The organism is Marinobacter sp., assembly GCF_046484525.1.
Classification (GTDB): domain Bacteria; phylum Pseudomonadota; class Gammaproteobacteria; order Pseudomonadales; family Oleiphilaceae; genus Marinobacter.
Window position 1 is genome coordinate 55,451 of the sequence record NZ_JAWOIS010000063.1, and the last position, 10,673, is coordinate 66,123.

Here is a 10,673-nt window from a genome sequence, read left to right on the forward strand (position 1 = left end):
TGAATCAGAATGGTTAGACTAATGGACAGGCGGATCCTCGCCGCCGGCGTCTTATTATGTCGTAAAGTGGTGGTTATTGTACGGAGCCAGCCAGACAAGGTACAGATGATGACTGATGAAACCGTTGATGTTGCCCCCCGTCGCCAGCCTGTCCAGGCCCGGAGCCGTGAGCGGGTAAACACCATCCTGTCGCATGCCGCTGCCATTTTTGATGAAGTCGGTGTGGATGCCACCAGCATGTCCGCTATTGCCCGGCGATCGGGTATGTCCCTGGCCTCGCTCTACCGGTACTTTCCCAACAAGGCAGCGATTGTTCACGCCATCGCCGAACAGCACGTGGAAAAGATGGAGAAGGCACTGCGCAAGCACCTGCCGGAGCTGGGTCTGATCGAAGCGGTGGATGTTCTTATCGATCAGTTCTACGAGTTCTATCGCACCGAACCGGCCTATTCGGCCATCTGGAGTGGTGTCGAGGCGATGCCCGAGTTGCGGGAGCTGGACCTAAGGGAACTTTATAGTAACGCCCAGGATCTGGACGCCCGACTGAAAGAGGAGTGCCCCCATATTCCCGACACCCGTCGCTGGACGGCCAGCCTTCTGTTACCCCGCTCGGCCGGCAACATTCTTCGCCTGGCGGTCACCCTGCCCGAAGATCAGGGCCGTCAGCTGGTCGAGGAGCTCAAATGCATGGCAGGCGCCTACGTCCGTGAGCTGATTCGCTGACTCAGGACAGGTAGCCCAGGGGCAGGGCGGTGCTGTCTATGACCCGCCTGAGAACGAAGCTGGAGTGGACGCCACTGACCCCCTGAATACGGGTTATGTGGTTCAGCAGGAAGTGGTGGTAATGGTCCATGTCCGGGACCACTACCTTGAGCATGTAGTCGGCGTCTTGCCCGGTGATCAGATAGCACTCCTGGACTTCCGGGTAACCGGCGACCTTTTCTTCAAAGGCTGCAAAGCGTTCCGGGGTGTGCCGGTCCATGCCGATCAGGATGATGGCCGTTAATGAGAGCCCCAGCTTCTTGTGGTCCAGAATGGTGGCCCGGCAAAGGATGACGCCAGCATCCTCAAGCGCCTTTACCCGTCTCAGGCATGGGGAGGGGGAAAGTCCCACCTTTTCCGCCAGTTCCTGGTTAGTCAGTGAGCCGTCTTTCTGGAGTTCTTCCAGTATCCGCCGGTCGGTTTTGTCAATTTTTACGAGTTCTCTTGATTGCTTTGGCAATTTGTTGCGCCCCGGATTGAAATGAGGGTGGATTATGCTCAAATCTACTCGTTCTAAGACTGAAATAGCAATCAAATTTCCTTCCGACTGAGTTAGCATAGTAACTAAATCAAGTACTCCACCGGCAATCGAAAGGAATCCTTCCATGGCTTTTGATCATCGCAAATATATGGCATTCAAGCCGATCGCCAAGACCGACCGTCGCTGGCCGGACAAGGTGATCGAAAAGGCTCCCACCTGGTGCGCCGTAGACCTGCGAGATGGCAACCAGGCACTGGTCAAGCCCATGTCCGTTGCCCAGAAGCAGCGGCTGTTCGATTTGCTGGTCAAGCTTGGCTTCAAGGAAATAGAAATCGGTTTTCCGGCAGCGAGCCAGCCGGACTTTGATTTCTGCCGCAAGCTGATTGAGGAAAACCGCATCCCCGACGATGTCAGGATTCAGGTCCTGACCCAGGCACGCCCGGAGCTGATTGAACGTACCTACGAGGCCCTGGAGGGTGCCAGGCGCGCCATCGTGCACGTCTACAATTCCACCTCCACGGTCCAGCGCGAGCAGGTGTTCGGCCTGGACCGGGACGGTATCCGGGACATTGCGGTCAATGGTGCGAAGCTGGTGAAGGAGATCGCCACCCGCTACCCGGACACGGACTGGACCTTCCAGTATTCCCCGGAAAGCTTCACCGGAACCGAGCTGGACTTTGCTGCGGAGGTCATCGATGCGGTGACCGCGGTGTGGCGACCGGATCAGGGCCAGCCGGTGATCATCAACCTGCCGGCGACCGTGGAAATGGCGACCCCGAATGTCTTTGCCGACCAGATCGAGTGGATCTGTGACAACATCCAGCGCCGGGAGCACATCAGCATCAGTGTTCACACCCACAACGACCGCGGTTGTGCCGTGGCCGCTGCTGAGCTGGCGGTGATGGCGGGTGCCGATCGTGTCGAGGGTACCCTGATGGGTAACGGTGAGCGTACCGGCAATATGGATCTGGTCACCATGGCCATGAACCTGTATTCCCAGGGCGTCGACCCGACGCTGGACCTGTCCGGCATGGCAGAGATCACCGAAGTGGTTGAAGCCTGTACGGAAATTTCCACGCACCCGCGCCATCCCTATGCCGGCGAACTGGTATTCACCGCCTTCTCCGGCAGTCACCAGGATGCGATCCGCAAGTGTCTGGCGCGCCGCAAGGAAGGCGATGTCTGGAACGTTGCCTATCTGCCGATCGATCCGTTTGATGTGGGTCGGCGCTACGAGGAAGTGGTTCGCATCAACAGCCAGTCTGGCAAAGGCGGCGTTGCCTACGTGCTGGAGCGGGACTACGACATCAGTCTGCCCCGGTGGCTGCAGATCGAATTCAGCAAGGTGGTTCAGCGCGAGGCGGAGACCGACGGTGGGGAAATCGACTCACACACCATCCATCGCCTGTTCGAGGACCGGTACCTGAAGGTGCATTCCGATTGGGAATTGCGCTCCTATGACCTGCACCGGGATGACGAAGGGGTGCGCGCTGACGTGGTGGTGGGCACCGATGCCTCGCCGGTGCGCCTGGAAGGTCGTGGTCTGGGCGCTGTGGAGGCGGTCTCCGAGGCCCTTGAGGCCCGCTTCGGTATCACCATCGCGGTCGAGGCCTACGACGAGTTCGCGCTGGGCGAGGGGACCAATGCCAACGCGCTGGCGTGTATCCGCCTGACGGTGAATGGTCAGCAGTGCAGCGCCGCGGCTCTCGCCGAGGACACCACGTCAGCCACCCTGCAGGCGCTGTTCTCCGCCGTCGCCCAGGCTGTCGGAACCGATATGCCCTCCGCGGAAAAGGCCGTCGAGCTGGCTGACGCCTGAGGAAAGAAATCGAAGGTAAAAAATAAGCCGGCATGATGCCGGCTTATTACGTTTCCAATGCCCGTGAGGGGCAAGGAACGGTCCACGTAACCCGGTTATACCGGCGTTACGTTTTCCGCCTGCGGGCCTTTCGGGCCCTGAGTTACGGTGAACTGCACCTGCTGACCTTCGGTCAGTGTGCGGAAACCGGAAGCGTTGATTGCACTGTAGTGAACAAATACGTCACTGCCACCGTCCTGAGCGATAAAGCCAAAGCCCTTGGACTCGTTGAACCACTTCACGTGGCCGGTTTTTGTATCGGACATTGATCTTTCCTGTCTTTCTAAATTTTGCCCTCACGGGACCTTCGAATTCCTTATGGAACTGTGCTGAGAAATCCAGAGAGTACTGAGAGAAGGGGCAACGAAAAGCACGGAGGCACGACGTTGTAACGCATTCACTAAATACCGCTGTATTTTCACAGCAATTTCAGTATAGACCGAGTTTCGGGAGCGTCAACGCTTTTTTTGAAGCTTTTATTCGTTTTAAAAACAAGGATTTGACGGAAGTGTGACAGGAGGAGAGGTGCCATGGCCGGCCACGTTCGGGAGACCGGCCATGGTGTTTGCGAGCACGATGCTCAGGAGCGGAACTGCTGGCTGATCTCTTCGAGGATGGCCGGGTCATCAATAGTGCTGGGTACCGTGTACTCCTCACCATCGGCGATCTGGCGGATCACCCGGCGCAGAATCTTGCCAGACCGGGTCTTCGGCAGCCGCTCGACCACCATCGCCCGGCGGAAGCAGGCAATGGCGCCGATCTTGTCGCGCACCATTTCAACCAGCTCTTCTTCCAACTCATCGTGATCGATGGTGGCTCCGTCCTTGATCAGCACCAGGCCAATCGGGACCTGGCCCTTCAGCTCATCATGGGCTCCCACCACGCAACACTCGGCCACGGCCGGGTGGGATGCTACCACTTCTTCCATCTCGCCGGTGGAGAGCCGGTGGCCCGCAACGTTGATGACGTCGTCGGTCCGTCCCATGATGAATACATAGCCATCGTCGTCAATGAAGCCGCCGTCACCGGAGCTGTAGTAGCCCGGAATCGGGTCGAGGTAGGTCTTGCGGAAGCGCTCGTCGTCACCCCAGACCGTCATCATGCAGCCCGGCGGCAGCGGCAGCTTGACTGCTACCTGGCCCTGCTCCCCGGAGGGAATCTGGCTGCCATTCATGTCCACAACCTGAACGTCGTAGCCGGGGGAGGGCACGGTGGCGGAGCCGGGCTTGGTTTCCATCATTTCGATGCCCACCGGGTTACAGCAGATGGCCCAGCCGGTCTCGGTCTGCCACCAGTGATCGAGAATGGGGAGCCCGGTGTGCTCTTTAAGCCACTCATAGGTTGGTGGGTCGAGTCGCTCGCCGGCCAGGAAGATCCGCTTGAGGGAGCTGACATCGTACTTGCCCAGTTGGTCCGCTTCGGGGTCTTCCTTGCGCACTGCACGGAATGCCGTAGGCGCGGTGAACAGCAGGTCGACGCCATGGTCCTGTACCACCCGCCAGAAGGCACCGGCATCCGGGGTTTTTACCGGCTTGCCCTCGTACAGGATGGTGGTGCAGCCGGCAAACAGCGGACCATACACGATGTAGCTGTGACCCACGACCCAGCCGACGTCGGACGCGGCCCAGTAGACATCGCCGGGGTTGGCATCGTAGACCAGTTTCATGCTGTATTTCAGAGCGACCGCGTGGCCGCCGTTGTCTCTCACCACGCCCTTGGGTTTGCCCGTGGTGCCGGAGGTGTAGAGGATGTATAGCGGATCCGTTGATTTGACGGGTACCGGATCGGCCGGTTCCGCGCCTTCCATGACGGCGTCCCAGTCAAGATCACGGCCGTCCTGCATGTCAGCCCGGGCTTGCGAACGCTGGTAAATCACACACAGATCCGGCTTGTGGCTGGATTGCTCGATAGCCTTGTCCACCAGCGGCTTGTATTCGATAACACGGTTGACCTCGATACCGCAGGAGGCGGTGATCAGGGCCTTGGGCTCGGCGTCTTCAATTCGCACGGCCAGTTCGTGGGCGGCGAAACCTCCGAAGACCACCGAGTGAATGGCGCCAATCCGGGCGCAGCCCAGCATGGCGACCACGGCCTGGGGAATCATCGGCATGTAGATGATGACACGATCACCTTTGGTGATGCCTTGCGCTTTCAGGGCACCGGCGAATCGGGCAACCTCGGCGGTGAGTTCGTTGTAGGTATAGGATTGCTGGGTGTTGGTAACCGGGGAGTCGTAGATCAGGGCCTTCTGGTCACCCCGGCCGGCACGGATGTTTGCATCCAGAGCTACGTCGCAGGTATTGAGGACGCCATCAGGAAACCATTCGCCATGGCCATTGTCCTTTGGCTGCCAGATGGTCTTCGGCGCTTCGATCCAGTCAATCTGGTTGGCGTGCTCTCGCCAGAATTCGTCACGCTGGTCGATCGAGCGCCGGAATTCGGAATTGTAGTCCATAGATTCCACCTCTTGGTGCCTGTTGTTTTTGTGTTGTTTGTACGTATTGACACAACTTTAGGCGCTTTGAGTTTATGGACTAGTAGACCATAGGCTTAGTAAGGCCTTTTCGAGGGGTCAATTCCCGCCTGATTTGATAGAAGTCACCTCGGCCTCGACTTCGCCTCTCGCTACCCGGGCCGAGACCCGGTCACCGGGGGAGAGGTTGTCTGCGTTTCGGATGATGTCGCCGGTCGGGCCCCGGACAATGGCGTAGCCCCTGCCCAGGGTGGCGAGCGGGCTGACCAGATTCAGGGTCTGGGCGAGGTGTTCCATACGGTCCCGTTGCTGCCGGATAGTCAGCCGGGTTGCAGCAAACAGTCGCTCCTCGATGCGGCCGAGGGCTTCGCGGTTGATACTCAGCTGTTTCCGTGGGGACTGTATGGCCAACCTCTGGGCGAGGTGTCCGGTGCGCACATCCCAGCGCTCCAGTTTCTGCTTCATCGCCTTACCCAGCCGCAGTTCCAGATCATCCATCCGCTGGGCTTTTTCCTGCAGTTCCCGACGGGGATCCCGCAGCCGTGCACTCAGGTGTTCCAGCTGCACCGACAGGCGTTTGAGGCCCCGCCGTGCGGCATTGGCGAGTCGCAGCTCCTGTTCGGCAAGTTGCCTCAGCCACTGGCTCTGGTCCGGAGAGATCTTTTCCGCCGCGGCTGACGGGGTCGGTGCCCGGAGATCCGCCACGAAGTCGGCAATGGTGACATCCACTTCATGGCCAACGGCGCTCACGGTCGGAATCCGGCAGGCGGCAATGGCCCGGGCGACCGCCTCCTCGTTGAAGCACCAGAGATCCTCCAGGGAGCCACCACCACGACCGATGATCAGGACATCCGCAGCGCCATGGCGCTGTGCCTGCTCGATGGCTCGGACAATATCATTGGTTGCGGCCTTCCCCTGGACACCGGTCGGGTAGAGGGTGACCGGGATGGCCGGGCATCGACGCGAAAGCACTGTCAGGATGTCATGGATGGCGGCGCCGGTCGGGGAAGTGATTACCCCGATATGTCGGGGCAGGGCCGGAATCGGCTTTTTGCGCGCTGCGTCGAACAGGCCCTCGGCCTGGAGTTTGCGCTTGAGTTCCTCGAAGGCCTGCTGAAGGGCGCCCAGACCCGCCGGCTCGATGTGCTCGACAATGATCTGGAAGTCGCCCCGGCTTTCGTAAAGCGTCACCTTGCCACGGATGCAGACCTGGTCGCCTTCCTTCGGAATGGCCCGGACCCGCTGATTGAAGCCCCGGAACATGGCGCACCGAACCTGGCATTTGCGGTCCTTCAGGGAGAAGTACCAGTGGCCGGAGGAGGGGCGGGAGAAGCCGGACAGCTCGCCTTCCACCCAGACCTGCATGAAACTGGATTCCAGCAGGTGCCTGGCCTGGTGAGTGAGTTCGCTGACGCTCAGGGCCCGTGTCGGCCGAAGGCTGCCAGTATCACCGGAAGGGGGCTGGGAGTCCTGGAAGGAGGGAGTCAAGGCCGTGCTCCATGGTTGGTTTTATACGCAATACCCGAAAAAAATCGAGGTAAAAATATCGGAAATTCAAAAAGATGCAAGCAGACCTTAAAAATGGTGCGGTTTACTGTCCAGAGCCACCACTTTATAATAGATCGATTAAGGATTTTGCTTTGTCGCGCCGCTCAGGGCGCGGTACAGGATTTCCAAACTTAGCACGTTCAAAAGGCGGATCCCAATGCTGCGAATTGCTGAAGAAGCCCTCACGTTTGATGATGTTCTGCTTGTTCCCGGATTCTCGGAAGTTCTCCCTCACCAGGTCAGTCTCCAGACCCGGCTGACCCGGAATATCACCCTGAACATTCCGCTGGTCTCGTCTGCCATGGATACGGTCACCGAAGCCGAACTGGCTATCGCCATGGCCCAGGAAGGCGGCATCGGTATCATGCACAAGAACATGACTGTGGAGCAGCAGGCGGCTGCGGTTCGCAAGGTCAAGAAATTCGAGAGTGGCGTGGTGAAGGATCCGATCACCGTGTCGCCGGACACCACCGTGCGTGAATTGGTCGACATCACCATGGCCAATAATATCTCCGGCCTGCCGGTTGTCGATGGTCACGATCTGGTGGGTATCGTTACCGGTCGTGATATCCGCTTCGAAAGCCGCATGGACACCCTGGTGCGTGACATCATGACACCGAAGGGCAAGCTGGTGACCGTCAAGGAAGGCGCCAGCCTTGAGGACGTGAAGGAACTGCTGCACCGCCATCGCATCGAGAAGGTGCTGGTGGTTAATGACGAGTTTGAACTGCGTGGCCTGGTTACCGTCAAGGACATCCAGAAAGCCAAGGACTATCCACTGGCGTGCAAGGACGAGCAGGGTCGCCTGCGTGTCGGTGCCGCGGTCAGCACCGGCGGTGATACCGAAGCCCGGATTACTGCTCTGGCCGAGGCGGGCGTCGACGTGATTGTGGTCGATACCGCCCATGGCCACTCCAAGGGTGTTATCGAGCGTGTCCGTTGGGTGAAGCAGAATTTCCCCGAGGTCCAGGTCATTGGAGGAAATATTGCCACCTCCGACGCCGCCATTGCCCTGGCGGATGCCGGTGCGGATGCCGTGAAGGTCGGTATCGGTCCGGGTTCCATCTGTACGACGCGCATTGTTGCGGGGATCGGCGTGCCCCAGATCTCTGCGGTATCCAACGTTGCGGCGGCGCTGAAGGATCGGGGTGTTCCCCTGATTGCGGACGGCGGTGTGCGTTTCTCTGGTGACATCGCCAAGGCTATCGCAGCCGGTGCGCACAGCGTAATGATCGGCAGCCTGTTGGCAGGTACCGACGAGGCTCCGGGTGAAGTGGAGCTGTTCCAGGGGCGGAGTTACAAGGCCTACCGTGGCATGGGCTCCCTCGGCGCGATGGGGCAGGGCTCCAGTGACCGCTATTTCCAGGATGCCAGCAAGGGTATCGAAAAGCTGGTGCCGGAGGGCATCGAAGGTCGTGTGGCATGCAAAGGCCCGATGCGTAACATTGTCCATCAGTTGATGGGTGGGCTGCGTGCCTCCATGGGCTATACCGGCAGTGCGACCATGGAAGAAATGCGCACCAAGCCGGAATTCGTGCGCATCACCAATGCGGGAATGCGTGAGAGCCACGTCCACGACGTGACCATCACCAAGGAAGCGCCCAACTACCGTATCGGTTAAGAATGACCCAATGAACACGGCCCCGGAACGGGCCGCGTTGTTTATTTGTGATCCGAGGACTCCATGGCCCAGAACATCCACGACCACCGTATCCTGATTCTTGATTTCGGTTCCCAGTACACCCAGCTGATTGCCCGCCGCATCCGGGAAATCGGCGTGTACTGTGAGATCAAGGCCTTTGATATCACCGATGAAGAACTCAAAGAGTTCAATCCCAAGGGCATCATTCTCGCGGGCGGCCCGGAATCCGTAACCCAACTGGGTGGCCCCCGGGCTCCGGAGGGTCTGTTTGATCGCGGCATCCCGGTACTGGGTATCTGCTACGGCATGCAGACCATGGCTGAGCAGCTCGGCGGTCGTGTGGCCAGTTCCGAAAAGCGGGAATTCGGCTATGCCCAGGTCAAGGTGCGTGCCAAGGGCCCGCTGCTGGCAGATATTACCGACCATCTTACGCCAGCCGGAGAGTCCTTGCTGGACGTGTGGATGAGCCACGGTGACAAGGTTGTGGCCATGCCGGAGGGCTTCGATCTGCTGGCCTCCACCGAGAGCGCCCCGATTGCCGCCATGCAGGATACCAGTCGTAATCTGTACGGTGTGCAGTTCCACCCGGAGGTAACCCATACCCTCCAGGGCAAGCGCATTCTCGAGCACTTTGTACTGGCTATCTGTAATTGTGAGGCACTGTGGACGCCGGCCAAGATCGTGGACGATGCGGTGCGGCAGATCCGCGAGCAGGTCGGCAACGAGAAGGTGCTTCTCGGTCTCTCCGGCGGTGTGGACTCCTCGGTAACCGCAGCGCTGCTGCACAAGGCCATCGGCGAGCAGCTGACCTGTGTGTTTGTCGATAACGGCCTGCTGCGTCTCCACGAAGGCGATCAGGTCATGGACATGTTCGCCAGCAACATGGGCGTGAAAGTCATTCGCGTGGACGCCGAGGACCTGTTCCTGTCCAAGCTGAAGGGCGTGGATGATCCGGAGCAGAAACGCAAGATCATCGGCAACACCTTTATCGACGTGTTCGACGATGAGGCAGCCAATATCAGGGACGTGAACTGGCTGGCCCAGGGCACCATCTATCCGGATGTGATCGAGTCTGCCGCTTCCAAGACCGGAAAGGCACATGTGATCAAGTCCCACCACAACGTGGGCGGTCTGCCGGAAACCATGAAGATGAAGCTGGTGGAGCCGCTCCGGGAGCTGTTCAAGGACGAGGTCCGTCGGATTGGTCTCGAACTGGGCCTGCCCTACGACATGGTCTACCGTCACCCGTTCCCGGGGCCGGGCCTGGGGGTCCGTATCCTGGGTGAAGTCAAGAAGGAATATGCGGACATTCTCCGCCGTGCCGATGCTATCTTCCTGGAAGAGTTGCACCGTGCCGACCTGTACCACAAGACCAGCCAGGCCTTTGCCGTCTTCCTGCCGGTCAAGTCCGTAGGTGTCGTCGGCGACGCCCGCCGCTACGAGTACGTGGTGGCCCTGCGCGCCGTCGAGACCATCGATTTCATGACCGCCCGCTGGGCGCACCTGCCGTACGATCTTCTGGAGAAAGTCTCCAACCGGATCATCAACGAGATCAGCGGTGTATCCCGGGTGACCTACGACATCTCGTCGAAGCCGCCGGCGACCATTGAGTGGGAATGATCTGTAGCCCGGGCTGAGCGGGGAGGCATGAAGACGGGGTCAGATGAAAGCTTTCATCTGACCCCATTTTCACCAACCAGAATCCCGACCACCCATGCCCCAACCCCCAACCGACCAACACACAGACTGCCATGAGCGCAGCAAATCCCGTGATCTCCGTCCAGTGGGCTCGGGTCAGCAAGGATTCCCGGGGGCTGCGAGGCGGTTCTTCCATCTCACTTCCACTGCCACGGCATCCGAATCCATTGGATCGACCTCGCTCATTCAGCAATGGCATTTCTGCTGCTGC

At 59.4% G+C, this 10,673-nt stretch carries 8 protein-coding genes; 4 read left to right on the forward strand and 4 right to left on the reverse strand.

Translation table 11 applies throughout. The annotated features are described in order from the left end of the window. Nucleotides 1–108 precede the first annotated feature (108 nt). Complete coding sequence (locus R6W86_RS13985; RefSeq protein WP_410329976.1) at nucleotides 109–723, forward strand: TetR/AcrR family transcriptional regulator; 615 nt, start codon at nucleotides 109–111, stop codon at nucleotides 721–723. A 1-nt stretch (nucleotide 724) separates the two neighbouring features. Here R6W86_RS13985 and R6W86_RS13990 read toward each other — a convergent pair whose 3' ends face one another. Beyond that, on the reverse strand, nucleotides 725–1,222 hold the full coding sequence (locus tag R6W86_RS13990) for an Lrp/AsnC family transcriptional regulator (RefSeq protein ID WP_410329977.1): 498 nt from the start codon (nucleotides 1,220–1,222) through the stop codon (nucleotides 725–727). A 145-nt stretch (nucleotides 1,223–1,367) separates the two neighbouring features. Between R6W86_RS13990 and leuA the strand changes: the two genes are divergently transcribed. Further along, nucleotides 1,368–3,062: a 2-isopropylmalate synthase gene (gene leuA / locus R6W86_RS13995; RefSeq protein ID WP_410329978.1), complete on the forward strand. Its 1,695-nt coding sequence runs from the start codon at nucleotides 1,368–1,370 to the stop codon at nucleotides 3,060–3,062. Between the two features lie 95 nt (nucleotides 3,063–3,157). Here the strand turns inward: leuA and R6W86_RS14000 are convergent, their stop codons facing one another. The 3 genes from R6W86_RS14000 to xseA all read right to left on the reverse strand — a co-directional run bounded on the left by R6W86_RS14000 (nucleotide 3,158) and on the right by xseA (nucleotide 6,993). Then, a complete protein-coding gene (locus R6W86_RS14000; RefSeq protein WP_008169155.1) occupies nucleotides 3,158–3,367 on the reverse strand; it encodes a cold-shock protein in 210 nt (69 codons plus the stop codon). Between the two features lie 314 nt (nucleotides 3,368–3,681). Further along, entirely contained in the window at nucleotides 3,682–5,556 is a 1,875-nt protein-coding gene (locus R6W86_RS14005; RefSeq protein WP_410329979.1) for a propionyl-CoA synthetase, read from the reverse strand. Between the two features lie 117 nt (nucleotides 5,557–5,673). Further along, nucleotides 5,674–6,993 (reverse strand): exodeoxyribonuclease VII large subunit, encoded by a 1,320-nt coding sequence (gene xseA, locus R6W86_RS14010; protein WP_410330017.1) that lies wholly within the window; start codon nucleotides 6,991–6,993, stop codon nucleotides 5,674–5,676. A 286-nt stretch (nucleotides 6,994–7,279) separates the two neighbouring features. Here xseA and guaB point away from each other — a divergent pair, with 286 nt between their 5' ends. Together guaB and guaA are read left to right on the forward strand one after the other, a co-directional pair. Further along, the gene (gene guaB / locus R6W86_RS14015; protein WP_410329980.1) at nucleotides 7,280–8,743 is read left to right on the forward strand and encodes an IMP dehydrogenase; all 1,464 of its coding nucleotides are present in this window, start codon (nucleotides 7,280–7,282) and stop codon (nucleotides 8,741–8,743) included. A gap of 63 nt (nucleotides 8,744–8,806) precedes the next feature. Continuing rightward, nucleotides 8,807–10,384 carry a glutamine-hydrolyzing GMP synthase gene (gene guaA, locus R6W86_RS14020; RefSeq protein WP_410329981.1) on the forward strand — a complete coding sequence of 526 codons (1,578 nt, stop codon included), beginning with the start codon at nucleotides 8,807–8,809 and terminating at the stop codon, nucleotides 10,382–10,384. Nucleotides 10,385–10,673 lie beyond the last annotated feature (289 nt).